The 23,671-nt window shown below is 71.3% G+C and carries 29 protein-coding genes; 15 read left to right on the top strand and 14 right to left on the bottom strand.

Translation table 11 applies throughout. The features are described 5' to 3' along the window. Positions 1-31 precede the first annotated feature (31 nt). The 6 genes from ME121_RS21135 to ME121_RS21110 all read left to right on the top strand — a co-directional run bounded on the left by ME121_RS21135 (position 32) and on the right by ME121_RS21110 (position 7,263). A complete protein-coding gene (locus ME121_RS21135) occupies positions 32-3,229 on the top strand; it encodes an efflux RND transporter permease subunit (protein WP_012319405.1) in 3,198 nt (1,065 codons plus the stop codon). Between the two features lie 117 nt (positions 3,230-3,346). Continuing rightward, entirely contained in the window at positions 3,347-3,865 is a 519-nt protein-coding gene (locus ME121_RS21130; protein WP_059409548.1) for a hypothetical protein, read from the top strand. 74 nt (positions 3,866-3,939) lie between these two features. Beyond that, a complete protein-coding gene (locus ME121_RS21125) occupies positions 3,940-4,719 on the top strand; it encodes a lysophospholipid acyltransferase family protein (protein ID WP_012319407.1) in 780 nt (259 codons plus the stop codon). Between the two features lie 132 nt (positions 4,720-4,851). Further along, entirely contained in the window at positions 4,852-5,298 is a 447-nt protein-coding gene (locus ME121_RS21120) for a hypothetical protein (RefSeq protein ID WP_059409547.1), read from the top strand. A 137-nt stretch (positions 5,299-5,435) separates the two neighbouring features. Then, positions 5,436-6,542 carry a DUF2125 domain-containing protein gene (locus ME121_RS21115; RefSeq protein ID WP_059409546.1) on the top strand — a complete coding sequence of 369 codons (1,107 nt, stop codon included), beginning with the start codon at positions 5,436-5,438 and terminating at the stop codon, positions 6,540-6,542. Positions 6,543-6,603: 61 nt separating this feature from the next. Next, complete coding sequence (locus ME121_RS21110) at positions 6,604-7,263, top strand: phosphoribosylanthranilate isomerase (protein WP_024829925.1); 660 nt, start codon at positions 6,604-6,606, stop codon at positions 7,261-7,263. Positions 7,264-7,273: 10 nt separating this feature from the next. On the opposite strand, the gene ME121_RS21105 is transcribed toward ME121_RS21110, so the two are convergent. The 4 genes from ME121_RS21105 to rpsA form a co-directional block, all read right to left on the bottom strand. Beyond that, complete coding sequence (locus tag ME121_RS21105; protein ID WP_012319411.1) at positions 7,274-7,642, bottom strand: LapA family protein; 369 nt, start codon at positions 7,640-7,642, stop codon at positions 7,274-7,276. An 18-nt stretch (positions 7,643-7,660) separates the two neighbouring features. Continuing rightward, positions 7,661-7,972 (bottom strand): integration host factor subunit beta, encoded by a 312-nt coding sequence (locus ME121_RS21100; RefSeq protein WP_012319412.1) that lies wholly within the window; start codon positions 7,970-7,972, stop codon positions 7,661-7,663. 50 nt (positions 7,973-8,022) lie between these two features. Continuing rightward, the gene (gene sppA, locus ME121_RS21095) at positions 8,023-8,985 is read right to left on the bottom strand and encodes a signal peptide peptidase SppA (protein WP_043073763.1); all 963 of its coding nucleotides are present in this window, start codon (positions 8,983-8,985) and stop codon (positions 8,023-8,025) included. 343 nt (positions 8,986-9,328) lie between these two features. Further along, on the bottom strand, positions 9,329-11,041 hold the full coding sequence (gene rpsA / locus ME121_RS21090; RefSeq protein ID WP_012319414.1) for a 30S ribosomal protein S1: 1,713 nt from the start codon (positions 11,039-11,041) through the stop codon (positions 9,329-9,331). Positions 11,042-11,571: 530 nt separating this feature from the next. Between rpsA and ME121_RS21085 the strand changes: the two genes are divergently transcribed. Beyond that, positions 11,572-12,339: a Crp/Fnr family transcriptional regulator gene (locus ME121_RS21085; protein WP_012319415.1), complete on the top strand. Its 768-nt coding sequence runs from the start codon at positions 11,572-11,574 to the stop codon at positions 12,337-12,339. A 48-nt stretch (positions 12,340-12,387) separates the two neighbouring features. On the opposite strand, the gene ME121_RS21080 is transcribed toward ME121_RS21085, so the two are convergent. Next, complete coding sequence (locus ME121_RS21080) at positions 12,388-13,236, bottom strand: transglutaminase-like domain-containing protein (RefSeq protein WP_059409545.1); 849 nt, start codon at positions 13,234-13,236, stop codon at positions 12,388-12,390. Positions 13,237-13,573: 337 nt separating this feature from the next. Here ME121_RS21080 and serA point away from each other — a divergent pair, with 337 nt between their 5' ends. Together serA and ME121_RS21070 are read left to right on the top strand one after the other, a co-directional pair. Further along, positions 13,574-14,824: a phosphoglycerate dehydrogenase gene (serA, locus tag ME121_RS21075; RefSeq protein WP_024829921.1), complete on the top strand. Its 1,251-nt coding sequence runs from the start codon at positions 13,574-13,576 to the stop codon at positions 14,822-14,824. A 153-nt stretch (positions 14,825-14,977) separates the two neighbouring features. Next, positions 14,978-15,457 carry a hypothetical protein gene (locus ME121_RS21070; RefSeq protein WP_059409544.1) on the top strand — a complete coding sequence of 160 codons (480 nt, stop codon included), beginning with the start codon at positions 14,978-14,980 and terminating at the stop codon, positions 15,455-15,457. A gap of 3 nt (positions 15,458-15,460) precedes the next feature. On the opposite strand, the gene ME121_RS33955 is transcribed toward ME121_RS21070, so the two are convergent. Beyond that, on the bottom strand, positions 15,461-15,613 hold the full coding sequence (locus tag ME121_RS33955) for a hypothetical protein (RefSeq protein ID WP_179240011.1): 153 nt from the start codon (positions 15,611-15,613) through the stop codon (positions 15,461-15,463). A 314-nt stretch (positions 15,614-15,927) separates the two neighbouring features. Between ME121_RS33955 and ME121_RS21065 the strand changes: the two genes are divergently transcribed. Beyond that, positions 15,928-16,143 (top strand): hypothetical protein, encoded by a 216-nt coding sequence (locus ME121_RS21065; RefSeq protein ID WP_012319420.1) that lies wholly within the window; start codon positions 15,928-15,930, stop codon positions 16,141-16,143. A gap of 289 nt (positions 16,144-16,432) precedes the next feature. Continuing rightward, complete coding sequence (locus ME121_RS21060; RefSeq protein WP_059409543.1) at positions 16,433-16,984, top strand: hypothetical protein; 552 nt, start codon at positions 16,433-16,435, stop codon at positions 16,982-16,984. Between the two features lie 48 nt (positions 16,985-17,032). On the opposite strand, the gene ME121_RS21055 is transcribed toward ME121_RS21060, so the two are convergent. From ME121_RS21055 to ME121_RS21025, 7 genes are all read right to left on the bottom strand, one after another. Beyond that, positions 17,033-17,365, bottom strand: coding sequence for a hypothetical protein (locus ME121_RS21055; protein WP_012319422.1), 333 nt, complete (start codon positions 17,363-17,365; stop codon positions 17,033-17,035). 348 nt (positions 17,366-17,713) lie between these two features. Beyond that, positions 17,714-18,292 (bottom strand): NADPH-dependent FMN reductase, encoded by a 579-nt coding sequence (locus ME121_RS21050; RefSeq protein ID WP_012319423.1) that lies wholly within the window; start codon positions 18,290-18,292, stop codon positions 17,714-17,716. 72 nt (positions 18,293-18,364) lie between these two features. Then, on the bottom strand, positions 18,365-19,015 hold the full coding sequence (locus ME121_RS21045; protein ID WP_059409542.1) for a hypothetical protein: 651 nt from the start codon (positions 19,013-19,015) through the stop codon (positions 18,365-18,367). A gap of 126 nt (positions 19,016-19,141) precedes the next feature. Beyond that, a complete protein-coding gene (locus ME121_RS21040) occupies positions 19,142-19,360 on the bottom strand; it encodes a hypothetical protein (RefSeq protein ID WP_012319425.1) in 219 nt (72 codons plus the stop codon). After that, a complete protein-coding gene (locus tag ME121_RS21035; protein ID WP_206406867.1) occupies positions 19,360-19,614 on the bottom strand; it encodes a hypothetical protein in 255 nt (84 codons plus the stop codon). The genes ME121_RS21040 and ME121_RS21035 overlap by 1 nt, the downstream gene beginning before the upstream one ends. 24 nt (positions 19,615-19,638) lie before the next feature. Further along, positions 19,639-19,953 (bottom strand): hypothetical protein, encoded by a 315-nt coding sequence (locus tag ME121_RS21030; RefSeq protein WP_012319427.1) that lies wholly within the window; start codon positions 19,951-19,953, stop codon positions 19,639-19,641. A 30-nt stretch (positions 19,954-19,983) separates the two neighbouring features. Then, on the bottom strand, positions 19,984-20,844 hold the full coding sequence (locus ME121_RS21025) for a glucose 1-dehydrogenase (RefSeq protein WP_043073766.1): 861 nt from the start codon (positions 20,842-20,844) through the stop codon (positions 19,984-19,986). 440 nt (positions 20,845-21,284) lie between these two features. Between ME121_RS21025 and ME121_RS21020 the strand changes: the two genes are divergently transcribed. The 4 genes from ME121_RS21020 (at position 21,285) to ME121_RS21005 (ending at position 23,172) form a co-directional block, all read left to right on the top strand. Further along, positions 21,285-21,467 carry a hypothetical protein gene (locus ME121_RS21020; protein WP_012319429.1) on the top strand — a complete coding sequence of 61 codons (183 nt, stop codon included), beginning with the start codon at positions 21,285-21,287 and terminating at the stop codon, positions 21,465-21,467. A 71-nt stretch (positions 21,468-21,538) separates the two neighbouring features. Next, positions 21,539-21,856, top strand: coding sequence for a hypothetical protein (locus ME121_RS21015; RefSeq protein ID WP_012319430.1), 318 nt, complete (start codon positions 21,539-21,541; stop codon positions 21,854-21,856). Positions 21,857-22,016: 160 nt separating this feature from the next. After that, a complete protein-coding gene (locus ME121_RS21010) occupies positions 22,017-22,211 on the top strand; it encodes a hypothetical protein (protein ID WP_059409541.1) in 195 nt (64 codons plus the stop codon). Positions 22,212-22,479: 268 nt separating this feature from the next. After that, complete coding sequence (locus ME121_RS21005) at positions 22,480-23,172, top strand: BA14K family protein (protein ID WP_059409540.1); 693 nt, start codon at positions 22,480-22,482, stop codon at positions 23,170-23,172. 128 nt (positions 23,173-23,300) lie between these two features. Here the strand turns inward: ME121_RS21005 and ME121_RS21000 are convergent, their stop codons facing one another. After that, positions 23,301-23,543 (bottom strand): hypothetical protein, encoded by a 243-nt coding sequence (locus ME121_RS21000; protein ID WP_012319433.1) that lies wholly within the window; start codon positions 23,541-23,543, stop codon positions 23,301-23,303. Positions 23,544-23,671: the final 128 nt, after the last annotated feature.

Genomic DNA, 23,671 nt, shown 5'->3' with positions numbered 1-23,671 from the left:
GGGAGACCGGCGGGCCTCAGAGGTTTGACCGATGCGTTTCGCCCACTTCTTCGTCGACAGACCGATCTTCGCGTCCGTCACGTCGATCGTCTTCCTGATCCTCGGCTTCGTGGCCTACGAGAGCCTGCCGGTCTCGCAGTACCCCGAGATCGTGCCGCCGACCGTGACGGTGCGCGCCTCCTATCCCGGCGCCAACGCCGAGACCGTGGCCGCCACGATCGCGACGCCGATCGAGCAGGAGGTCAACGGCGTCGACAACATGCTCTACATGACGTCGTTGTCGACCAACGACGGCAACATGCTGCTGACCGTGACCTTCAAGGTCGGCACCAACCTCGATATCGCGAACGTGCTGGTGCAGAACCGGCTGTCGGTGGCGCAGCCGCGCCTGCCGCCGGACGTGCGCAACCTCGGCGTCACGGTCCGCAAGGCCTCGCCCGACCTGATGCTGGTCGTGCACCTGCTCTCCCCGAACAAGACCTACGACCAGAACTACCTCGCCAACTACATCTACCTGAACATCCGCGACGAGCTGCTGCGCCTCGACGGCGTCGGCGACATCACGATCTTCGGCGGTAACGAGTACGCCGAGCGCGTCTGGGTCGACCCCAACAAGCTCGCCGCCTACGGCCTCTCGGTCACCGACGTCACGACCGCCCTGCAGGAGCAGAACGTCCAGGTGGCCGCCGGCCAGCTGAACGGTCCGCCGGCCGCCAAGGGCGAGGCGTTCCAGCTCGTCGTGCAGTCGCAGGCGCGGTTCAAGACGCCGGAGCAGTTCGCCGAGGTGATCATCAAGGCGCAGGACGGGCGCCTCGTCCGGGTCAAGGACATCGCCCGCGTCGAGATGGGCCAGAAGGACTACACCACCAACTCGTTCCTCAACGACACGCCCGCGGTGGGCATCGGCGCCTTCCAGCGGCCGGGCACCAACGCTCTCGACGCGGCGGCGTCGGTCAAGAAGGTGATGGAGGAGGTCAAGAAGAACTTCCCGCCGGACGTCGAGTACCGCATCGCCTACAACCCGACGGAGTTCATCGAGGAATCGATCCACGAGGTCTACAAGACGCTGTTCGAGGCGGTCGGCCTCGTCGTCATCGTGGTGCTGGTCTTCCTCCAGAGCTGGCGGACGGCCCTGATCCCGGTCATCGCGATCCCGGTCTCGCTGATCGGCACCTTCGCGGCGATGGCGGCCTTCGGCTTCTCGCTGAACAACCTGACCCTGTTCGGGCTGGTGCTCGCCATCGGCATCGTGGTCGACGACGCGATCGTGGTGGTGGAGAACGTCGAGCGCAACATGGCCGAGGGCCTGTCGCCGGGCGATGCCGCGCACAAGACCATGGACGAGGTCGGCGGCGCGGTCATCGCCATCGCGCTGGTGCTCGCCGCGGTGTTCGTGCCGACGGCGTTCATCCCGGGCATCTCGGGCCAGTTCTACAAGCAGTTCGCGCTGACCATCGCGGCCTCGACCCTGATCTCGGCCTTCAACTCGCTGACCCTGTCGCCGGCGCTCTGCAAGCTGCTGCTGGTGCCCCACCACGCCCGCAAGGAGCCGAAGTTCTTCCTGACCCGGTTCGTGAACTGGCTGGCGAACGGCTTCAACCGCGCCTTCGACGCCACGTCGAACGCCTATGGACGGTTGATCCGGGTCCTGACCGGCGGCATCGTCGGCCTCGGCGTGATGCTGCTGGTCTACGCGGCGGTGATCGCCGGGACGCTGCATCTGGCGCAGACGACGCCCACGGGCTTCATCCCCGACCAGGATCAGGGCTACCTGATCGGCGTCGTCCAGCTCCCCTCCGGCTCCTCCCTCGACCGCACCACGGAGGTGTGCCTGCGCGCCGCCAAGCAGGCCCGGACGGTCGACGGCGTGGCCAACGCGGTGATCATCGCGGGCTTCGACGGCGCCACCTTCACGAACACGACCAATGCCGGCGTGATGTTCCTGACCCTCAAGGGGGCGAAGGAGCGCGCCGAGCAGGGGCGGAGCGCCGCCGTGATCACCGGTGAGGTGCTCAAGGCCACGTCCGACATCCAGGAGGCGCGGGTCATCGTCATCCCGCCGCCGCCGGTCCGCGGTCTCGGCAACGGCGGCGGTTTCAAGATGCAGATCGAGAGCCGCCAATCGTCGGACATCGGTCCGCTCATGGCCGCCGCCGGCGAGGTCATCGCCCAGGCGAACCAGAGCGCGGACGTCCAGCGCGTCTTCACGACCTTCGACAACTCGACGCCGCAGCTCTTCCTCGACATCGACCGCACCATCGCGCGGATGCTGAACGTGCCGCTGGCCAACGTGTTCTCGTCGGTCCAGGCGGATCTCGGCGGCACCTACGTCAACGACTTCAACACCCTCGGCCGCATCTACCAGGTGCGCCTGCAGGGCGACGCGGCCTTCCGCACGTCGGTGCAGGACATCTCGCAGATCAAGGTGCGCTCCTCCACCGGCGCGCTGGTGCCGATGGGCACGCTCGCCTCGGTGCGGGACGTCACCGGGCCGCAGATCGTGCAGCGGTTCAACCTGTACTACTCGGTCCCGGTGCAGGGCGTGGCCAAGCCCGGCGTCTCGACCGGCCAGGCGCTCAACGCCATGGAGGAGATCGCCAAGAAGGCGCTGCCCGACGGCTACTCCTACGACTGGACCGAGATCGCCTACCAGCAGAAGGCGGCGAGCGGCACGGCCGGCGCGGTCTTCGCCCTCGGCGTGCTGCTGGTCTTCCTCGTGCTCGCCGCGCAGTACGAATCCTGGGCGCTGCCCCTCGCGATCCTGCTGGTGGTGCCGACCGGCGTGCTCGCCGCCCTGGCGGGCGTGCAGTTCCGGGGGCAGGACAACAACATCCTGACCCAGATCGGCCTGATCGTGCTCATCGGCCTCGCGGCGAAGAACGCGATCCTGATCGTCGAGTTCGCGCACGACATCGAGCAGCGGGAGCACCGCGGCCCGGTCGAGGCGGCGGTGGAGGCCTGCCGTCTCCGCCTGCGCCCGATCCTGATGACCGCCTTCGCGTTCATCCTCGGCACCCTGCCGCTGGTCGTGGCCACCGGCCCCGGCGCCGAGATGCGCCAGGCGCTCGGCACCGCGGTGTTCTTCGGGATGATCGGCGCGACCTTCTTCGGCCTGTTCCTGACGCCGGTCTTCTACGTGGTCATCCGCCACTTCTCGATCTGGCTGGGCCGATTCCGGAAGAAGCACACGCACGGCGATCCCGGCGGCGCCGCCCCGGCCCACGGCTGACGGCCAGCGCGGCCGCCGAGCCCGGGCCGCCAGAACCCGGAGGCCGCGCCGGATCCGCGAGGGTTGGGCGCGGCTTCCGCGCGACGGGCGGGGGCGCCCGGTGTAGAGGCTCGCGGCATGTACGCCCTCGGTCGCCTGATTCTCGGGGCCTTCGCCCTCCTGCTCGCCGTCCCCGCGGGCCTCGCGGTCCTCGTCCTGGCGCTCCTCGTCGACCCGGACGCGCAGGCCTGGCTGACCGGCGGGGCGCTCGCCGGCCTCGACATGGCCCTGTCGGACCTCTCGGCCGGGCTGCCGCCGGAGGGGCTCGCCCTGTTCCTCGCCGGCCTCGCCAAGGCGCTGTTCGCGCTGCTGTTCGTGCCCCCGGCCCTGATCGGTCTCGGCGGTGAGATCCTCGGGCGCCGCGGCGTCCTGTGGTACGGCGCCGGCTGCGGGCTGCTCACCGCCGCCCTCCCCTGGCTGACGCGCGGCGCACTCCGGTCCGGCGGAGGCGCCCGCGACGCCGCCCTCCTCGCCGGCGAGGCGCGCCTGACGCTGATCCTGTTCGCGGTCGGCGCCAGCGCCGGGCTGGTCTACTGGCTGGTGGCCGGGCGCGGCGCCGGCCTTCTCTGGGACCGGCATCGCCCGGAGGGGGCCTGACGCTTCCCGCGACGCCGCCCTTGGCCCCGGACGCGCGGGCGCGCTACAGGGGAGCCGCCACGACACGGTTTCCGATGCTCGCCCTGCGCTCTCTCGCCTTTAACATCTGCTTCTACGCCGTCACGACGGTCCTGGCCTTCGCCGGCCTGCCCATGCTGGTCTCCGGCCGGTCGGTGCTGCGGCTCGCCCGCGCCTGGGGGCGGATCACCCTGTGGCTCCTGCGGGTCGTCGCGGGGACGCGGGTCGAGTTCCGCGGGCTGGAGAACATCCCGCCCGGCCCCCTGCTGGTGGCGGCCAAGCACCAGTCGGCCCTGGAGACCCTGGCCCTCTGCACGGTGCTGCCGAACTTCGCCTACATCTTGAAGAAGGAGCTGCTGCTCATCCCGCTGATCGGCTGGTACCTGTCGCGCAGCGGCATGGTGGCGATCGACCGGTCGAAGGGCACCCGGGCCATGAGCCTGATGAACGCCGCCGCCGGCGCGGCGATCCGGGACGGGCGCCAGCTCATCATCTTCCCCGAGGGGACCCGCCGTCCGGTCGGGGCGCCGCCCGCCTACAAGCAGGGGCTCTCGCACCTCTACACCGCCCTGAACGTCCCCTGCCTGCCCGTCGCGCTGAACACCGGGCTGTTCTGGTCGCGCAACAGCCTCGTGCGCCGGCCGGGCCGGGCCGTGATCGAGTTCCTGCCGCCCATCCCCCCGGGCCTGCCCCGCCAGGCGTTCCAGTCGCTGGCCCAGGAGCGTCTCGAGACGGCCTCGAACGCCCTCGTCGAGGGCGGACTCCAGGGCCTCGCGGCCGAGGGGCACGCCGTGCCGGCCGACGAGGCGCCGGCCGCTGCCGACGCCCGTCGCTGAGCCGCTCGCGGGCGCGGTTTTCCGCGTCGGGCCGGTGCCCGGCGGCTTGTGGATAACGGGCATCGTCGCCACATCTCCCTCTAGGAACGTCGCCCTTGACGCCTGTGGATATCGCGCGTTAGGTTGGAACAAATGGCGAACAGAAGAGCCCTGTCCTGGTCGGCCGCGCTCCGCGACCTGAAGGACGATCGCACCCGGAGGCAGGACGTGCGTGAAGAACGCCTCAAGACGACCGCGGGTCTGCGCGGCTCCCCCGCGCTCCCGCTCTCGGCCTGGCGTGGCCGTTCCGGCCGGCGCTACGTGGTCGGTGTCCATCCGGCCGGGGGCTTCGACCTCGACGAGATGGCGCAGGCCGTGGTGATCGCCGTCCGCCGGGACAATGCCGGCATCGCCGAGATGGTCTCGGTGGCGAGCTCCAGCGAGCGCCCGCGCGACCATCTGCGCCGGACCTGGCTCGACCGTGTTCGTCGCCGGGGTGCCACCGAGATGCACGTGCACCGCCTCGCCGAGAACGAGGCCGAGCGGACGGCGATCGTCGAGGATCTGCAGGTCGACACCGTCGAGCCGGCGCAGGTCTGAGCGGAAACGCGCCGCGCAGGAACGGATCGCGTCCGTGGCGGTCGACCCCGGGCGGCGCTGCCCCAGTTTCGCCCCGTGCATGGCCTCAAGGCGGGGCCACGATGTCCCCGAGGGGACGGGGTCGGGGAGCGGAGCGCATGGTGCAGGATCGGACGCGGCCGGAGAGCGCCGCTGGGACAGCCCCGGTTCGGGGCGCGCGGCGATCCCGGCTCGGGCTGTTCCTGCCCTACATCCTGCTCGCCCTGGTGGTGGCGGGCTGGTCGGCCGGCTGGCTGTGGATGCGGGAGCGCGCGGCCAGCGAGATCGACGGCTGGATCGCCCGCGAGGCGGCGGCCGGGCGCACCTGGACCTGTGCGGACCGGTCCCTCGGGGGCTACCCGTTCCGCCTCGAGCTGCGCTGCAGCGCCGTGACCCTCGAGCGCGCCGACGGCCGCTTCCGGCTCGGGCCGAGCACCGCCGTGGCGCAGATCTATCAGCCCCGCCTCGTCGTGTTCGAGAGCGTCGGGCCGTTCCATGTCGAGCAGGGCCCGCTGACGGGCGACGCGTCCTGGACCGCGCTCCAGGGCAGCTTCCACGGCGCGGCGGGAGGGTTCACCCGCGCCTCGCTGGTCGTCGACAATCCCGACATCTCCGTGACGGGCGCCGAGCCCGGCCCGATCGCGGTCTCGGGCCGGCACCTGGAGCTGCATGCCCGGCCGAGCCCCGGCCGGTTCGAGTCCGACGGCGCCGTGGATATCAGCCTGCGCCTGAACCAAGCGGCGGTGCCGCAGCTCGACGCCCTCACCGGGACGCAGGATCCGGCCGATCTGGCCGTGGACGCGACCTTGACCCAGGCCACCGTGCTGCGCACCGGGACGGTGGCGCGCGAGCTGGAGCGCTGGCGTCAGGCCGGGGGCGCCCTGGACCTGACGGCCCTGTCGCTGGCCAAGGGCCCGCAGCGCGTCCAGGCGAAGGGCACGCTCGCCCTCGACGCCGCCCACCGCCCCGCGGGCCAGGTCGATCTGCGGGCGGCCGGCGTCGACGCGCTGGTCGGCAGCATCGTCGGCCAGCGCTTCGGCTCGGACAAGGGGGCCCTCGTGGGCCAGCTGGTCGGCGGACTCCTGGGCCTGGCCCAGCGCCCCAACCCGGGCGCGCCGGCCGACGCGACGCCGCTCAAGGCGCTCCCGCCGCTGCGGCTCGTCGACGGGAAGGTCGTCTTCAGCGGCTTCCCGATCCCCAACGTCTACGTGCCGGCGCTGTACTAGGCGACCCGCTGACCCGGGTCGCGGACCTGCTCGGCGTCGCGAGATCGGCTATAGAGGGCCCATGGCCTCATCCGCGTCCCCGACCCGCGTCAAGATCTGCGGGCTCAGCACCGAAGCGACCCTGACCGCCGCGCTGGAGGCCGGGGCGGACTGGATCGGCCTCGTGCACTTCCCGCGCAGTCCCCGGCACGTCTCGCTCGCGCAGGCCGCCGCCCTGGCGGCCCGCGCCCGCGGGCGGGCCGAGCGGGTCATCCTGCTCGTCGATCCTGACGACGCGCTGCTCGCCGCGGCGGTCGAGGCGGCGGATCCGGACCTCATCCAGCTCCACGGGAGCGAGAGCCCGGAGCGCGTGGCGGCGATCCGCGCCCGGACCGGGCGGCCGGTGATGAAGGCGATCGGCGTCGCGACGTCGACGGATCTCGCGGCGATGCCCGCCTACGCGGCGGTGGCCGACCGGATCCTGCTGGACGCCAAGGCCCCGCCGGATGCCGCCCTGCCGGGTGGCAACGGCCGGCGCTTCGACTGGGAGATCCTGCGCGGTGCCGCGCTCCCGGCCGGCACCATGCTGTCGGGCGGTCTCGATGCCGGTAACGTCGCCGACGCCCTCGCCCGCACGGGGATCGGCGCGGTCGACGTGTCGTCCGGCGTCGAGACGGCGCCCGGGGTGAAGGATCCGGCGCGGATCGCGGCCTTCGTGGCCGCCGCGCGCGGCGGCCGCTGAGGCCCCCGGCTCAGCGCGGGGCCGGAAGGGCCGTCCGGCCCGTATTCGGCACCGTGTAGGCGCCCGAGGTCTCGGTCTCCGGCGCGTAGGCCCGCAGTCGGGTCGCCTCGCGCTCGTGCCGGACGGCCTCGCGGCGGTGGTAGCGCGCCCGCGCCCGGGTCTTGCCCTGGCCCAGCCACGTGAAGATGCCGCCCACGACGATGCCGAGGGCCACCGCGCCGAACAGGATCGCGTAGAGCGGGAGATCGACGCTGAAGACCGGCGCGTCCACGTTGAACGGATCGAAGGAGAGCCGCACCGGCGCGCGGTTGGCCACCGCCAGGAGGATCACCAGGGCGGCGATCGGCAGCAGCACGAGGCTCTTCAGGAAACGGATCATCGCGCTCACAGGTCCTTCCTACTCGGCGGCCGAGGCATTCTCGCCGATCCCGGCGGCGTTGAGGCGCTGGCGCATCTCCTTGCCGGTCTTGAACACGGGGATCGCCTTCTCGGACACGGCAACGGCGGCACCCGTGCGCGGGTTGCGTCCCCGGCGCGCCTCGCGGCGCTTGACCGAGAAGGCGCCGAAGCCGCGCAGCTCGACCCGGTCGCCGCGGGCCAGCGCGTCGGAAATGGTGTCGAGGATCGCGTTGACCAGGATCTCCACGTCGCGCTGGTAGAGATGCGGGTTCTGCTCGGCGATCTTGAGGACGAGCTCCGACTTGATCATGGCGTGGGATCTTCTCGCGGGATCGGGGCGGGCTGCGCGGCGGCGGTCGTTCAGGGTTCCGGGCGCCAGAGGGCGAGCATCCCGCCCCGGGCGGCCTCGGCCTCGGCGCCGACGGCCCGCAGCCGCGCCGCGAGGCCTTCCAGGCCGAGGAGGTCGGCGCCGATCCCGGCGGCGGACCAGAGGGAGAACCGGCTCTCCGAGGCGGGCTTCCAGTCCTTGATCGGCAGGTTCGCCTGGACGCCGCGGGCGCTCTCCAGCCACGCCACCGCCTGCCGCTCGCCCCCGAGTTCGTCGACCAGCTTCAGCGGCACGCTCTGGCGCCCGCTGAACACCCGGCCGTCCGAGACGGTGCTGAGCTGCGCCGGATCCATGCCGCGGCGCTCCGCGACGAGGCCCTTGAACCACGCGTAGGTGTCGCCGACCACGGAGGCGAGCGCGGCGCGCGCCTCCGGCGAGGTCGGGGTGAAGCCCGAGGGCTCGGCCTTGAGCGGCGACGACTTCACCGACTCGACCTTGACGCCGACCTTGTCCAGGAGACCCGAGAAGTCCGGGTACTGGAACAGCACGCCGATCGAGCCGACCAGACTGGTCTCGCGCGCGACGATGTGATCGGCCGCGATGGCGGTGATGTAGGCGCCCGAGGCGGCGGTGCCGTCCACGAAGGCCACGATCGGCTTCTTGGCGGCGAGCGCCCGGAGGTTGCGGAAGATCTCCTCCGAGCCCGTCGTGGTGCCGCCGGGCGAGTTGATCGAGACGATCACGCCCTTCACGGCGTCCGAATCGCCGACCCGCTTCATCAGCTTCGCGGTGGCCTCGCTCCCGGCGATGAAGCCCGAGACGGAGATGCGCGCGATCTGCGGCTGGACCGCGAAGGCGCCGTCCGCGCCCGTCCGCACCCGGTACCCGAGAGCCCCGACCGCCACGACGAGGCCGCCGACGCCGAGCACGCGCCAGAGGGACAACCTGCGGCGCAGGCGCCGCCGGTCAATCAGCAGTTCGGCATCGGCTGCCATGCTGTCGCTTCCCCTAAAGCACCCCGACCGGCCCCTCGACGGGGTGCGGGAGGCGTACCCCCGCGCCGGGCAAGTCCTTGGTTTCCTTCGGCTCGCTCGGTCCGAGCCGTGCGAGGCCGGTGTTCTAGAGCATTTTCCGCGGGCGTGGATACGGGGCGCGCGAAGAAAATGACGGGGCGGCGGGCCGCTGTCGCGTCGGACGGCGCGACCGGGCTCGCGGCCCGCGTTCGGCAACCTTGAATTGTCGGTGCCAAAAGAAAAACCCGCCCGGGACCAAGGTCCCGCGCGGGTCACGACGCGGCGGATCCGCCGCCCGGACAGGCCGGGCGGCGGAGGCCGTCGCTCACTCGTCGTCGGAGCGCTTCTTGTTGAAGGCGGCGCCGAGGATGTCGCCGAGCGAGGCGCCCGAATCGGCGGAGCCGAACTGGGCCATGGCCTCCTTCTCCTCGGCGACCTCGAGGGCCTTGATCGAGACCTGCACGCGGCGGGCCTTCCGGTCGAACTGGACGACGCGGGCGTCGAACTTCTCGCCGGCGGCGAAACGCTCGGGACGCTGGTCGCCGCGGTCGCGGGCGAGCTCGGCGCGACGGATGAAGGTCTGCATGTCGGTGTCGACGATCTTCACCTCGACGCCGGCATCCTTCACCTCGATCACCTCGCAGGTGACGATCTGGCCCTTCTTGATCTCGCCGGCCTCGGCGAAGGGGTCACCGCCGAGCTGCTTCACGCCCAGCGAGATCCGCTCCTTCTCGACGTCGACGTCGAGAACCTGGGCGCGGACCATGTCGCCCTTCTTGAACTCCTCGATGACCTGCTCGCCGGGACGGTTCCAGTCGAGATCCGACAGGTGGACCATGCCGTCGACGTCGCCCTCGAGGCCGATGAACAGGCCGAACTCGGTCTTGTTCTTGACCTCGCCCTCGACCTCGGAGCCGACCGGGTGCTTCTCGGCGAAGGCCTCCCAGGGGTTCTGCAGGGTCTGCTTGAGGCCCAGCGAGATGCGGCGCTTGACCGGATCGACCTCCAGGATCTGAACCTCGACCTCCTGGGAGGTGGAGACGATCTTGCCCGGATGGACGTTCTTCTTGGTCCAGCTCATCTCGGAGACGTGGATCAGGCCCTCGATCCCCGGCTCCAGCTCCACGAAGGCGCCGTAGTCGGTGATGTTGGTCACGCGGCCCTTGAGCTTGGCGCCCTCGGGGTAGCGGGCGGCGATGCCCTCCCACGGATCGGCCAGCAGCTGCTTGATGCCGAGCGAGATGCGGTGCGTCTCGTGGTTGATCTTGATGATCTTGACCTTCACGGTCTGGCCGATCGTGACCACTTCGGACGGGTGGTTCACGCGGCGCCACGCCATGTCGGTGACGTGCAGCAGGCCGTCGATGCCGCCGAGGTCGACGAACGCGCCGTACTCGGTGATGTTCTTGACGACGCCGTCGATGACCTGACCTTCCTCAAGGTTGGCCACCAGCTCCGAGCGCTGCTCGGCGCGGCTCTCCTCGAGGACCGTGCGGCGCGACACGACGATGTTGCCGCGGCGCCGATCCATCTTGAGGATCTGGAACGGCTGCGGGGTGCCCAGCAGCGGGGTGACGTCGCGGACCGGACGGATATCGACCTGCGAGCGCGGCAGGAACGCCACGGCGCCGTCGAGGTCGACGGTGTAGCCGCCCTTGACCTGGTTGAAGATCGTGCCGGTGACGCGGTCGTTGTTCTCGAACGACTTCTCGAGCTTGACCCAGCTCTCCTCGCGGCGCGCCTTGTCGCGCGAGATGACGGCCTCGCCGAGCGCGTTCTCGATCCGGTCGACGTAGACCTCGACCTCGTCGCCGACCTTCAGCTCGCCCTCGCGGCCGGGACCGGTGAATTCCTTGAGCGCGACACGGCCTTCCGTCTTGGCGCCGATGTCGATGACGGCCACGTCCTTCTCGATCGCGACGACGCGACCCTTGACGACGGAGCCTTCGGTGATCTCGTGTTCGAGGAAGCTCTCCTCGAGGAGGGCTGCGAAATCCTCGCGGCTCGGGCCACGCCCCAGAGCGGTACCTGCGGTCATTCTGTCTCCTGAACGGCCCCCGGCGGAGGCCCGTTGCGTCGGCGGCTCGCGTTGCAGGCGCCCCCGTTCGCCGCGGCCTTCCCGGAGTCTTTCGGGAGAGGCGACCGGTCCCGTGGGACCCGGTTTGCCGACGCGTCGATACGGATGACGAGGGCGGTCCGTCCGGCGGCCCGGCGGGCGCGCCAGAAGACGAGCGCGCGAGGGCGGATCCGGGAGGACGCGCGTCCCTTACAACATCGCCCTTGCGACTTCAACCGATTAGGGTTTTAGGCTCGGCGGAAGGCGGACGGTCTGCGGAGACCGGGCGGTCTTGCCGCCGGCGGCGGTTTTGGCGAACGTGTCCGCCATCGAACACTCGCGGTCGCGCTTCCGCGAATTGAGGGGGGGGCATCGCCGGACTGGCCGGGATCCGGGCCGGTCCGGCGATGCGGGGCGTGTTAGGGGGTGAAGCGTGCGGCGTCCTGATCACGACTTACGGGTTGACCACCGTCGGCGCGGCGGGACCGCGCGATCCGGGGGCTGAGCCTCCGATGCCGAACGGGTACAGCACCCCGATGGAGATGCTGGCGCGCAAGCTCGACAGCATCTCGCGCCTGGCCGATTCCGACCGCGCGGCGCTCCTCGACCTGCCGCACACGGTCCGGAACCTGCCGGCCCGCCACGACATCGTCCGGTTCGGCGACCGGCCGACCCACAGCTGCCTCGTCCTGCAGGGCTGGGTCTACCGCTACGCCGCCCTCGCCGAGGGCGGGCGGCAGATCCTGTCGTTCTACATCGCGGGCGACCTGCCGGACCTGCAGAGCCTTCACCTGCACCGGATGGATCACAACCTCGCCACCCTCACGCCCTGCGTCGTGGCGCTGATCGCGCACGACGACCTGCGCGCGGTCCTCCTGAGCAATCCGGGGCTCGCCGGCACCCTCTGGCGCGACAGCCTCATCGACGCCGCCCATTACCGGGAGCGCATCACCAGCCTCGGGCGGCGGCAGGCGCTCGGCCGCGTGGCCCACCTGTTCTGCGAACTGTACCTGCGGCAGAAGGCGGTCGGGCTCGCGCGCGGGCTGAGCTGCCCGCTGGTGCCCAAGCAGTCCGAACTCGCCGACGCGCTCGGTCTGACCAGCGTGCACCTGAACAGGGTCCTGCGCACCCTGCGCGGACGCGGGCTCGTCACGCTCAGCGGCGGCCTCCTGACGATCGAGGACTGGGACGCGCTGGCGGAGGTCGCGGAGTTCGACCAGACCTTCCTGCACCTCGCGAACAACCCGATCCGGGCCCGCGAGGCCGCCGAGGCGGTCTAGGGGGCGGGCCGGCGGACTGTCCGGCGGGCTGTCCGGTGGGGGCGCGCCTCAGGCGGCCCGGGCCAGCGTATCGGGGGCCTCGGTCACCTCGTCGGTGTGGACGTCGAACCGGACCAAGTGGGCGGCGCCGAAGCTCGTCGTCAGGGCGCAGTCGGTGGCGTCGCGCCCGCGGGCCATGACGATGCGGCCGATGCGGGGCCGGTTGTGGCGGGCGTCGAACGTGTACCAGCGCGGTCCCTCGGGCCCCTCGAGGAAGACCTCGAACCACGCCGAGAAGTCCATCGGCGCCGGGTCCTTCGGGACGCCGATATCGCCGAGGTAGCCGGTGGCGTAGCGCGCCGGGATGTTCATGCACCGGCACAGGGTGATCGCCAGATGCGCGAAGTCCCGGCACACGCCGACGCGCTGCGTGTAGCCGTCGAAGGCGGTCCGGGTCGCGTCGGCCTGCTGGTAGTCGAAGCGCAGGCGGGTATGGGCGAAATCGACGATCGCCTGGACCCGTGCCCAGCCCTCCGGGGTGCCGCCGAACAGGGACCACGCGGTCTGCGAGAGCTTGTCGGTGTCGCAGTAGCGCGAGCCGAGCAGGTACGGCATGACGTCGTCGGGCAGATCCTGCACCGCCATCTGGCGGGCGCCGGGGGCCTGATCGTCCGGCAGGCCGCTGTCGGCGATCGTGAAATCGGCCGCCATGGTGATCCGGCCGCCCGGCGCGACGATGCGCGTGCAGACGTTGCCGAAGGCGTCGATGTGCTGCGCCGCCGCGACCGGCGGATCGAAGGTGATCACCTCCGGCGTCAGGAGGTCACCCCGGCGCTCCGGGCGCACGTTCAGGAGCAGGTTCATCGGCGTGGGGCCGAACGTGTCGAAGGCGATCGAGAGGCCGGTGCGGATGTGCATCGTCGGAGACCGTGAGGATGGTCGCTGTCCGGCCTGGCCGGCAGACGGGTCGTTACAGTACAGGGCCCTACAAACCGCGAGCCGAGGTCAGGTTCCGTCAGCGAGGTCAGTTCAAGACAGTTTGAGCTGCCTGAATATTTGGCAAGGGCCGCGCGGCGGTCGCCTCGGGGCCTCGGGGGCAGCCATGCGGCAGGCCGAGGGCGGGGCTGCGGTCAAGCGGGGCCGTCCGTCACCGTGCCATGTTGCAACGCACACGGCGCCCTCTTATCCCAGGCCGCTCGATTCCAGGGTCGGCCGGCTCCGCCGGGCACGGCCTGCTGCCAGACGATCGACGCCCATGACGCCCGACAAGCTTTCCCTGCCGAAGGACAAGATCCGAGTCCTGCTGCTCGAGGGCATCAACGACAGCGCCGTCGCGCTGATGCGGGCGGCCGGCTACACCAACCTGACGCGGCTGCCGAAGGCGCTGGACCGGGAGGCCCTGCACGAGGCGCTCCAGGGCGTTCACATGGTGGGCATCCGCTCGCGCACGCAGCTCGACGCGGCCGCCTTCGAGGCGGCGGACCGGCTCCTGGCCGTGGGCTGCTTCTCGGTCGGCACCAACCAGGTCGATCTGGAAGCGGCGCGTCACCGGGGCATCCCGGTCTTCAACGCCCCCTTCTCGAACACCCGGTCGGTGGCGGAGCTGACGATCGGCGAGATCGTGATGCTGCTGCGCCGGATCGTTCCGCGCTCGGTGGGGGCCCACGCGGGCCGCTGGGACAAGTCGGCGGCGGGCTCGCTGGAGGTGCGCGGCAAGACGCTGGGCATCGTCGGCTACGGCAATATCGGCACGCAGCTCTCGACCCTGGCCGAGGCCATGGGCATGCGGGTGCTGTTCTACGACCACACCGACAAGCTGCGCCACGGCAACACCGAGCCGGTCGAGACGCTGCACGATCTGCTGGCCCAGAGCGACGTCGTCTCGCTGCACGTGCCGGAGACCGACGCCACCGCCAACATGATCGGCGCGGCCGAGATCCGGGCGATGAAGGCCGGCGCCTTCCTGATCAACAACGCCCGGGGCACCGTGGTCGATCTCGAGGCGCTGGCCGCGGCCCTGCGCGACGGCCATCTCAAGGGCGCGGCCGTCGACGTCTTCCCGGTGGAGCCCGGCTCGAACGCCGAATCCTTCGTGAGCCCGCTCCAGGGGCTCGAGAACGTGATCCTCACCCCGCATATCGGCGGGTCCACCGAGGAGGCGCAGGAGCGGATCGGCTCCGAGGTGGCGCGTAAGCTCGTGGACTACTCCGATATCGGCTCGACCGTCGGCGCCGTGAACTTCCCGCAGGTGCAGCTCCCGGCCCGCCCGACCGGGACGCGGTTCATCCACGTCCAGCGCAACCTGCCCGGCATGCTCGGGCGGCTCAACGACGTGTTCTCCCGCGGCCACGTCAACATCGCCGCGCAGTTCTACCAGACCGACGGCGAGGTCGGTTACGTGGTGCTCGAGACCGACGCCACCGACGCGGATGCCGAGGCGCTGCTCACCGAGATCCGCGCCATCCCGGGCACGATCCGCGCCCGCCTCCTGTACGAGCGCCGCTGACCGCAAGGCGCGCGCGGGAATTTCCGCGCCGCGCGTGAACGCGGCGGGTCTTGCCGCGTTCGTCTTGCGCGGCCAAGCTGGCCGCTGTTCAAGTCATGCACGGCACATCGACGGCCTCGACCGATCGAGCGCCCGGCCGGCGGAGGAATTGCGGTGACGAAGCGTGTAGCGTGCGCATGGGCCGGCCTCTTGCTCGGCATCGCCGGGTCGGTCTCGGCCGTCTCCGGCGCGTCGGCGGATTGCCTGCGCCGGGTCTACAACCGGTCGAACCTCGTCCTCGTCGCCCGTCAGGACGGTGGGCCGCCCGCTACCCTGCTGCCCGGCCAGTCGCTCCCGGTGCGGTTCGCGCGGCCGGGCCAGATCGATATCGCGGCCTATTGCGGTGTGCCGGCCGCGGGCGGGACCCCGGTCACCCAGCGGACCTTCGATTACGAGGCGGTGCTCGACCGCTGCTTCGTCCGGTTCGGGGGCGACCTGTTCGTGCCGCAGCTCGGGCGCGGCTTCATCGGCCTCCAGGAGACGGCGCCCTTCACGGTGAACAACCCGCGCCAGGGCGACATCATCCTCGGGCCCGCGGCCGGAGCGTCGTGCCCGCTGCCGGCCGCGGCTCCCGTGCTGAGCCGCCGGGGTTGAGTCTCAGAGATAGTGCCGGAAGACGACGCCGCCGTCGTCGGAGGCGCCCGGTTGCGGGTGCGAGACCGGCCCGATGAACGGGCTCGCGAGGCGCAGGGCGACGAGGCCGAGGGCCGCGAGCGCCGGGGCGATCAGGCGGAACGGGCGAGCGAGCATGGACGCCTCCGTCGCGCCGCCGATCCCGCCTGCGTCGTGCAGAGAGACAGGGTGCGCATGTGAAGCATCGCACCTTACGGCCGAGCTGAACGTGCCGAAGCGCACACGGGTAACGTTAAGGGCCCTCCTGGCCGGCCGGCTCGCGGGCCCGGCCGGGGACGACGTGACGGTCGGGCGCTTGCGTCCACCGCCTCGCTGGCAAGTCCGCCGATGCCCTCCTATGCTGCCCTTGTCGGGGGCTGCCTGGGGTCGCGCTGCACGGGCCGCGATGGCGCTTCCCGGGTAGGACCGACTGCGTGAACGAGGACGCGCGTATGCTGACCCAGACAGGCAACTCGATTCTCCGAGGCGATCTCGGCGTCGAGGAGACCACCGAGTCCGACAACATCGTCCGCTGGGACGGCGAGCGGCTCTACGTGGAGCAGGACGTCTACCACAACGGGCAACTGGTTCACCGCAAGTACCGTCGAACCGTCACCGAGCCTGTCGCCCGCGCGCTCTGGGCGATCATCAACCGCGCCAAGCAGTGAGGCGCCGGGCGGGCGCGTCGCGCACGCGCCTGCCCGATCCGACGTTCCGCCCTCCCCGGCCGCGCCGGCGAGGAGCGTCGTGGACCTGTCCGGCCGGGTGACGCGACTCGGAGACGTGAGCTGCGCGGCGGCGGGCGCCGCCTGTATCGGGCGCGTGGTAGCGCGTTCAGTCCCGGAAACCGGACCTCGCGTCCCGAATGCCGCTCGTCCTCGACGAAGCCGGAGCGGCGCGGTCTTGCTGAGCTTGACCGGGATCGGTGAGCCCGCGTCGCGCCCGAGTTCTGCGTCCATGCGCGTTCAGACTGCGCTCCGGTCCATGCTGGCAAAACTACTCCTCAATCGGTGGTCGATCGTCGTGTTCAACGCGCTGATCGCGCTGCCGCTGACGCTGGCGCTCGTCGAGGTCGCGTCGCTGCTCTGGGGCACGGGCTTCCGGACCCACGCGACGATCCACGAGGCCGGCCACCTGATCGAGGGGATGGGGGTCATCCTGATCGGCTGGGGCGTGGTGCTGGAGGAGCGCCACGGCGTGAGCCACCTCCTCGGCGGCCTGCCGAGCGAGGATCCGGAGCACGAGGCGGCGATCGACGCCCTCTGCCACCACGGCGGCCTCGCCCTGCTGGTCCTGAGGCTGGTCGCCGAGATCCTCGTGCAATGCGTCGAGGTGCCGGACCACATCATCAACACCGACCGGATCGAGCGGGTGGTCCTGACCGGCGGGGCCGCCTTCCTCGCCTTCGGCCTCGCGACGCTGGTGCGGTTCTCGGCCGGTCTCGCGACGTTCCGCGGGCCCGCGCCCGCGAGCGCCGGCGCGTCCCTGCCCGAGGCGCACCCGCGCTGAGGCCCGGTCCGCGCCGCGCGTTCCCGGCAGAGGCCGACCCGTGCGCGCCTAGGCGGCGACGGCCGCGGTCGGCGCGACGAGGGTGAGGTGGGCCGGCCGAAGCACCTCGAGACGGTCATGGGCGTTGTCGAACGCGGCCCGGATCGTCGTGCCCGCGTCCTCGACGGCGACCAGCACCGCCAGCTTCTGGGCGGTGGCCCGATCGGCGAGGCCGCGCGCGGCCGAGACGAGCGACTGCTCCAGATTCAGGAATTCCGTCTCCGCATCCTTGCCCGCCTCCCGCGCGACGGACGCGAGGCGGTCCAGCACGGCTTCCAGGGCGTGGCGCAGGACAAGTGTCCGCACGCGCTCCTGCAGGAGCGCCCTCTCGTCGATCTTCATCGGAATCGGTCCGGGTTCGGGAACACGGCCAAGCTCTCATACTTCGCGGCCGTGTGCAGCCACCTTTTTGCAACAGCGCAATACTGTCTCGCGACCGGGGCGCTCTGCCCGTTCACCGTCTCGCCGCCGCGATCCGGCTCAGTTGTTCTACAATCACGTGCCGAGTATTTGGGCGTTTCGAGAATCGAATGCGCTATCTCGACAGATTCAGGGCACAGAAAACCCCCGCGTGGAGGCCAGCATCGCCGCCCGAATACCTCCGATTCGCCGGGGACGATGCTGGCGGCCGCACGGCCTCGCGGTCACCGCCCGGCACGAGTCGGCGCCAGCCGGGAGGCGCTCCGCGGGTCAGTACGGCGTGCCGCGCCGGCGCCGGTCCCGCAGGGCCTCGGCGTGCCATTCCAGCTCGTCGAGGAAGCGGCCGGCCGCCGCCGCGAGCCAGGGCTCGGCGGGGACGCCCTGCGCGTCGACGACCTTCTGGAGCCGGGGAATCGGCAGGAGCGAGGGGATACTCGACATGCCCATCTCGGCGAGCATGGCCCGCAGCGGCATCGCGGCCCGGACGCCGCCGAACTGGCCGGCCGAGTAGCAGCAGATGGCCGAGGGCCGCCAGAAATACTCCTCGAGGAAGTGATCGAGGGTGTTGGACAGCGCCGGCGGCACACCGTGGTTGTACTCGGCCGTGACGACCAGGAAGGCGTCGGCGCGGCGGAAGAGGTCGGCGCAGCGCTGCAGGGGTTCCGGGGCCGTCCCGGCCGGGTATTCCTTGAACATCCGGTCGAGGAGCGGGAGCGCCAGTTCGGCCGGATCGACCAGCGGGGCGGCGTGGCCGCGCGCCGCGAGCTGCGCGATCAGGAAGCGCGCGGCGCGGATGCCGATGCGGTCGGCCCGGACGCTGCCGAGGATCACGGGGATGGTCAGGGCCATGGCGCTCTCCGGTTGTCCCGATCATGCCAGAGCCGGCCGCGCCGCTCCAGACGCGGGTCGAACCCGGGGGCGTCAGGCCTTGGTGCTGCTGGTGAGCGCGGCCGCGATGCCGAGCGGTCCGCCGGCCGCGTAGGCGGTGACCGCCTTCGTCAGCTGCTGCAGGAAGGATTGCAGGTCGCTGCCGCTGTCCGTCGCCGTGGCCGTCGCGGGATCGGCGGACGCGGTCGTGGACGTGCTCGCGGAGGTGCTCGCGAAGGTGCTTGCGGACGAGGCCGCGGACGCGTCCGCGGCGCCGCCGCTCTGGGCGGCCGCCCCGCCCTGCTCGGCATCCGACACCGAGCGATGGCCGTGGTGGCCGCGATGGTGCTGGACGGGGCGCGCGCCGGCCGCGGCCTGGCCGGCCTCGGTGCCGGTGGTCGACGCGTCGTCGGCGTTGGCCGCGGCTTCCGCGGGCGCGGTGACGCCGTTCTGCAGCCCCATCTGGCTGAAGTCGGATTGCAGCTGGAGGAGCGACGCCATCAGGTCGTTCGACAGGGTCGGCGTCGATGCCGTCCCGGTCGACGGGGCGGCGCTGTCCGCGGTCGCCGCCTGCGCGCCGGTCCCCTGGCCCGCCGTCGCGGCGGTCCCGGCGTCGAGGCGGGCCGCGTTCGCCGCGCGCGCCTGCCTCAGGGCGCCGACGAGATCCCGCTGGAGTGAACTGCCCGAAACCGTATTCACCGACATGGTACGTCTCCGCGACCGCCCTCACTGCGGGCAGGCACGGGCCGTTCCAGGATTTCCCCAATGTTTTCAGCGGCGCGTCCGGGCCCCTGGCCGGCAGGATCGGCCGGGCGGCAGAATCTGCCGCTCCTAGCCGGCCGACACGGACCGCATCAGCACGAGCCCGGTCGCGTGCCCGTTGCCGAAGGCCGCGAGGAGCGCGACCACGGCCAGCAACGCGCTCAGGAGGAACAGGGCTCCCAGCCCCTCCGCCACGGCCTCGGTGCGGGTCCCGGCCTTCTGGATGACGATCCAGCCGAGGGTGAACAGGGACGCCATCGCGAGCGGAAAGCCGAGACCGGACGGCATCACCGATCGCGTCCCGACAGGGGCCGGGCGCCCACCGCGTCGCAGGCGAGAGGGGTCCGCATCGACGGGGCGGGCACGGGGCCGCCCTCGTAGCGCGTCCGCACCGTGTAGGCCGCGTGCCAGACCGGCCCGGTCCGCAGGATCCTCCGAGCCGCGGACCCCCGCCCCGGCCGCCGCGACAGCGCGGCGATCAGGGCGGCGATCAGGGCGGGGACGACGTAGTCGGTGACGGCGTGCACGTGGATCGGGATCATGTCCGGCACGGCCTCGGCAGCGGGTCAGGCGGATCTCGGCCCGGTGCTCGCGTCGCCGAGATGGCGCAGGTTCTCGGGCGGCGTCTCGGCCTCCGTCGCCTCCACGGAGTCGACGCTGCCGCCGCTCACCGCGTCGACGCGGTGCTGACCCGACGCGGTGCGGACGACCTCGGCCTGCCAGCCCGGATCGGACTGGCGCTCGTGCATGAGTTCCGCCGGGCGCGCCAGATCCCGGGCCTCGTCCTGACCCAGATCCTGGCCGTTCCGGTCGGCCGTCGCGCTGAAGCTGCGCAGGCTCGCGCGGTCGGACGGGTTCGCATCGGTCGGGTTGCGGGCCATGGCGGTTCTCCTGAGCTGTGACGGGATGGGTCAGAGGATCGGCTTGCCGCCGGTCACCGCCACGGTGGCACCGGAGACGTAGCTCGACTCCGGTCCGGCCAGCATGACGTAGACGGGGGCGAGCTCGCAGGGCTGGCCGGGGCGCTTCATCGGCACCTGCGACCCGAAGGAGCGGACCTTCTCCTCCGGCATGGTGGAGGGGATGAGCGGCGTCCAGACCGGCCCCGGGGCCACGCAGTTCACCCGGATGTCGCGCTCCGCCAGCATCTGGGCGAGGCCGCCGGTGAAGTTCTGGATCGCGCCCTTGGTGGTGGCGTAGGCGAGCAGTTGCGGGCTGGGCGCGTCGGCGTTCACCGAGGTGGTGTTGATGATCGATCCGCCGCTCCTCATGTGCGGGAGAGCGGCCTTCACCAGGTAAAACATGGCGTGGATGTTGGTCGCGAAGGTGACCTCCCACTCCTCGTCGGAGATCTCCTCCGGGTTCGCGAAGGTCTTCTGGTGCGCGGCGTTGTTGACGAGCACGTCGACCTGCCCGAACGCGGCCACCGCCTTGTCGACGATGGCGCGGCAATGCTTCGGGTCCTTGATGTCCCCCGGCACCGCCACGGCCGTGCGGCCCGCCGATTCCACGAGGCGGCAGGTCTCCCGGGCGTCGTCGTGCTCGTCGTAGTAGCTGACCAGCACGTCCGCCCCCTCGCGGGCGAAGGCGAGCGCCACCGCCCGGCCGATGCCGCTGTCCGCGCCGGTGATGATCGCCTTGCGGCCGGACAGCCGCCCCGAGCCGCGATAGTGCGACTCGCCGTAATCCGGTCGCGGATCCATGTCGGCGTCGCGGGCCGGCGGGGTGAGCTGGCGCTGCCGGTCGAAGGGCGGCTTCGGGAAGTCGGTCATGTGGCGCTCCTTGGGCGGCGGCTGAGGTGGTCGCGCTGCGGGGATCCCCAGGCGGGGCGTCGAACGGGAGCTGCGCCTCGGCGCCCGGATCGACCGCGGACATGTCTGCGCCCGGCCGCCGGATGCCGCGGAGGTCGAGCGTGGCCGGGACCGGGGTCTCGGCAGGAATCGTCCCCCGTGTCGACAACCCGACCCGGCCGGCATTGTTTCGCGGGATTCGCGAGCCGCCGCGCAGTGTCGAGGTCGTTGCGCGCACGGTCACAGTAATGGCGCCGATCATGGCGCTCGCTCGCCTCCGTGATCGGGGCGGATGAATGTATAGTTTCGCTCGAACGGTGCCGCGTTCGCGGATCAGCTACCAAGCGTGACCGGGAAAGCCTGGTCCGGAACGATGCGGACCTTGTCGGGTTGGCTCCGTATTCGGCCAACACGGGGTTACCATGACGACCAAGCCACCGCCTGTTCCGCCGGCCAACCGGTCCGACAAGGGGCCCGGCAGCGCCACCGAAGCGCCGCTCACGCAGGGCCGTGCCGGATCCCAGACCAAGGATCCGGACAAGGTCGGCCAAGCCGGAAATTCCAAGGTGAACACCACCAACCAGGGCTACCAGCAGGACCGCTGACTGTCCGAGCCGCGCGGGCGCCGCGAGCCGCCGTGCCCGACGAGAGTGTTGATCTGCACCGGAGGATGATCATGGCGAATGCCAGTCGGCACAAGGTCGGCCCAGGCGCCCAGGGCAAGGGAAGCGGAACCGGGGCCATGTCGGAGCTGCCGGAAGGCGTGCTGCCGGAGAACATGGTGCTCAGCAACCGCGACAAGTCCCGGCACAGCGACGAGCGAGGCCTGGACAGCAAGAACGTCCAGACCGAGCAGTACCAGGATCACGCCGGCAATCGGCAGGTGGTCGCCGAGCTGGACGCCGACGCCGACGGCAACACGAGCGGCCTGGCGAACCCGAAGACGGACGAGTCCGGGGCGCAGAGCAGCCTGAAGCGTCAGCAGCACTCGTAGGCGCCCAGTCCACGATCGGGGAGGCGCGGCGCGAGATCCGCGTCTCCCGAGGCCGCACCGCGCGGAACCCCCCGCGCGCCCATACCGGCGCGCCGCGTCCGACGTTCGCGCGGGCAGCATTCGACCTGCGGCGCCGGCCACCCCATCCCGGAGAGGCGCGATGTCGCGTGTGAGAGGTCTGGCCACAGCGCTGCTCGGTTTGGCCGCCGGTCGCGCTCAGGCGCAGGCCGTGAATCCGACGCCGGGAACCGAGGCGGCGCAATCCAACGGGCTGCTCGGGATGCCGGCCCTGCTGCTGATCGGCATCATCATCGCCTTCGCGGTTCTGTACGCGCTGCGCGCCCGCCGGCGCTGAGTGACGGAGCGCCGCCTCGCGGGACTGTGGGACCGTGCGCGCCGCCTCCAGCCCACCCGCGGACACCGCACCGGAGCCGAATGCGGTTCACGGGGCTTTGCCGTCGGCCGACCTGAGCGTGCCCGCCGGTACAGCGACGCCGCGCGACGAGGTGACGGTCGCCGAAGTGGCGGCCTCTCTGAACTGTCGCAGGACAAAAGGAAGCGGGATTGGCCGTGTCCTGCGCGACGTTCATTCGGATAGATATGACACAGCCTGAGTAGCGACCATGACCACAACAGTCACAGCGGTGGCATCGGCAATCCTTGCCGGCGCCCTTTTCGGCATGCCGACCGGAGCCAGCGCGCAGGCGGGCAGCTTCGCCAATCACGGATTCGGCAACCACAACTTCGGAGCTGCGGCCGTCGCGGGCGGCGGTGGTTTCAGCAATCACGGCTTCGGCAATCGCGGCTTCGGAGCCGGTCCCGCAGGCGGCGGTTTCGCCAACCGGGGTTTCGGCAATCACGCGCTCGGGTCGGGAGCGGCTGCCGCCGGCTTCGCCAATCACGGTTTCGGCAACCACAATTTCGGTCGGCCCTCTGTCGGCGGCGGGCTGTCCAACCTGGGCTTCGGGCACGGGCTCGAGGCCCATCGCGGCTACGGTCATCATCGCCATGACGGCTACAACCGCGGCTTCTACGGGAGGCCCTACGGCTACGGCTACGGCCGGCGCGGGTATGGCCTCGGCGGTTTGGGCCTGGGGCTCGCTGTGGGCGGTCTGTACGGCGGCTACGGCTATCCGGGATACGGCTACGACGCCGGGTACTACGGCGGCTACGCGCCCGTCACTTACGGCTACGCCGACACCGAGACCGACCGCGTCGTCGACGATGACCGCGGCTGCGCGCGCCGGTTCCGGTCCTACGACCCGCAGAGCGGGACCTATCTCGGCCGGGACGGGCGCCGCCATCGCTGCCGGTAAGGCTCGGCCGTCCTGAGGCGACTGAATCGGCCATGGAACAGTCCCGGCACGCTGCGGCGTCGGCGGGACTGGAGGTGGCCTCGGCGCGATCGGCCTGATCAGACACGCGGCACGACGTAGCGCCGGCGCTACGACATCGTCTCGGCCTCGTCGTCGCCGCCGGTTGCCCCGACCGTGGGCCCCGGCCGATACGCGTCGAGGGTCGCGTAGGCATCCGTGCCGGTGAGCCCCAGCCGTTCCATGTCGGTCAGGAGCGCCAGGATGTCGGCGTCGACCGGCTCGCCGGCTTCCTTGCGCTCGATCAGGGTGTTGACCAACTCCTGGTCGCTGATCGACGTCGCGCTGGGTTCGTTCGGATCGGTGAAGGCCATGACCGGTCTCTCGCAGGGTGGATCCGGGATCTAGGTCGCGCCCGGCGCCCGGCCACACGCGTCTGAGGGTGGGGCTGCGGGGCGGCGGCGGCGCCGATGTCTGTCGCGGCCGAACGTGCTGGCAAGGA

Source organism: Methylobacterium sp. ME121 (genome assembly GCF_000974725.1).
Classification (GTDB): domain Bacteria; phylum Pseudomonadota; class Alphaproteobacteria; order Rhizobiales; family Beijerinckiaceae; genus Methylobacterium; species Methylobacterium radiotolerans.
The sequence above is the reverse complement of the archived record's forward strand: the minus strand, read 5'-3'. Positions and strand labels throughout refer to the sequence as shown.

What these genes read in the sequence shown, in the direction of transcription:
- ME121_RS21135 (WP_012319405.1), top strand. Translation starts at nt 32, where the DNA reads ATGCGTTTCGCCCACTTCTTCGTCGACAGACCGATCTTCGCGTCCGTC.
- ME121_RS21130 (WP_059409548.1), top strand. Translation starts at nt 3,347, where the DNA reads ATGTACGCCCTCGGTCGCCTGATTCTCGGGGCCTTCGCCCTCCTGCTC.
- ME121_RS21125 (WP_012319407.1), top strand. Translation starts at nt 3,940, where the DNA reads ATGCTCGCCCTGCGCTCTCTCGCCTTTAACATCTGCTTCTACGCCGTC.
- ME121_RS21120 (WP_059409547.1), top strand. Translation starts at nt 4,852, where the DNA reads ATGGCGAACAGAAGAGCCCTGTCCTGGTCGGCCGCGCTCCGCGACCTG.
- ME121_RS21115 (WP_059409546.1), top strand. Translation starts at nt 5,436, where the DNA reads ATGGTGCAGGATCGGACGCGGCCGGAGAGCGCCGCTGGGACAGCCCCG.
- ME121_RS21110 (WP_024829925.1), top strand. Translation starts at nt 6,604, where the DNA reads ATGGCCTCATCCGCGTCCCCGACCCGCGTCAAGATCTGCGGGCTCAGC.
- ME121_RS21105 (WP_012319411.1), bottom strand. Translation starts at nt 7,642, where the DNA reads ATGATCCGTTTCCTGAAGAGCCTCGTGCTGCTGCCGATCGCCGCCCTG.
- ME121_RS21100 (WP_012319412.1), bottom strand. Translation starts at nt 7,972, where the DNA reads ATGATCAAGTCGGAGCTCGTCCTCAAGATCGCCGAGCAGAACCCGCAT.
- sppA (WP_043073763.1), bottom strand. Translation starts at nt 8,985, where the DNA reads ATGGCAGCCGATGCCGAACTGCTGATTGACCGGCGGCGCCTGCGCCGC.
- rpsA (WP_012319414.1), bottom strand. Translation starts at nt 11,041, where the DNA reads ATGACCGCAGGTACCGCTCTGGGGCGTGGCCCGAGCCGCGAGGATTTC.
- ME121_RS21085 (WP_012319415.1), top strand. Translation starts at nt 11,572, where the DNA reads ATGCCGAACGGGTACAGCACCCCGATGGAGATGCTGGCGCGCAAGCTC.
- ME121_RS21080 (WP_059409545.1), bottom strand. Translation starts at nt 13,236, where the DNA reads ATGCACATCCGCACCGGCCTCTCGATCGCCTTCGACACGTTCGGCCCC.
- serA (WP_024829921.1), top strand. Translation starts at nt 13,574, where the DNA reads ATGACGCCCGACAAGCTTTCCCTGCCGAAGGACAAGATCCGAGTCCTG.
- ME121_RS33955 (WP_179240011.1), bottom strand. Translation starts at nt 15,613, where the DNA reads ATGCTCGCTCGCCCGTTCCGCCTGATCGCCCCGGCGCTCGCGGCCCTC.
- ME121_RS21065 (WP_012319420.1), top strand. Translation starts at nt 15,928, where the DNA reads ATGCTGACCCAGACAGGCAACTCGATTCTCCGAGGCGATCTCGGCGTC.
- ME121_RS21060 (WP_059409543.1), top strand. Translation starts at nt 16,433, where the DNA reads ATGCGCGTTCAGACTGCGCTCCGGTCCATGCTGGCAAAACTACTCCTC.
- ME121_RS21055 (WP_012319422.1), bottom strand. Translation starts at nt 17,365, where the DNA reads ATGAAGATCGACGAGAGGGCGCTCCTGCAGGAGCGCGTGCGGACACTT.
- ME121_RS21050 (WP_012319423.1), bottom strand. Translation starts at nt 18,292, where the DNA reads ATGGCCCTGACCATCCCCGTGATCCTCGGCAGCGTCCGGGCCGACCGC.
- ME121_RS21045 (WP_059409542.1), bottom strand. Translation starts at nt 19,015, where the DNA reads ATGTCGGTGAATACGGTTTCGGGCAGTTCACTCCAGCGGGATCTCGTC.
- ME121_RS21040 (WP_012319425.1), bottom strand. Translation starts at nt 19,360, where the DNA reads ATGCCGTCCGGTCTCGGCTTTCCGCTCGCGATGGCGTCCCTGTTCACC.
- ME121_RS21035 (WP_206406867.1), bottom strand. Translation starts at nt 19,614, where the DNA reads ATGATCCCGATCCACGTGCACGCCGTCACCGACTACGTCGTCCCCGCC.
- ME121_RS21030 (WP_012319427.1), bottom strand. Translation starts at nt 19,953, where the DNA reads ATGGCCCGCAACCCGACCGATGCGAACCCGTCCGACCGCGCGAGCCTG.
- ME121_RS21025 (WP_043073766.1), bottom strand. Translation starts at nt 20,844, where the DNA reads ATGACCGACTTCCCGAAGCCGCCCTTCGACCGGCAGCGCCAGCTCACC.
- ME121_RS21020 (WP_012319429.1), top strand. Translation starts at nt 21,285, where the DNA reads ATGACGACCAAGCCACCGCCTGTTCCGCCGGCCAACCGGTCCGACAAG.
- ME121_RS21015 (WP_012319430.1), top strand. Translation starts at nt 21,539, where the DNA reads ATGGCGAATGCCAGTCGGCACAAGGTCGGCCCAGGCGCCCAGGGCAAG.
- ME121_RS21010 (WP_059409541.1), top strand. Translation starts at nt 22,017, where the DNA reads ATGTCGCGTGTGAGAGGTCTGGCCACAGCGCTGCTCGGTTTGGCCGCC.
- ME121_RS21005 (WP_059409540.1), top strand. Translation starts at nt 22,480, where the DNA reads ATGACCACAACAGTCACAGCGGTGGCATCGGCAATCCTTGCCGGCGCC.
- ME121_RS21000 (WP_012319433.1), bottom strand. Translation starts at nt 23,543, where the DNA reads ATGGCCTTCACCGATCCGAACGAACCCAGCGCGACGTCGATCAGCGAC.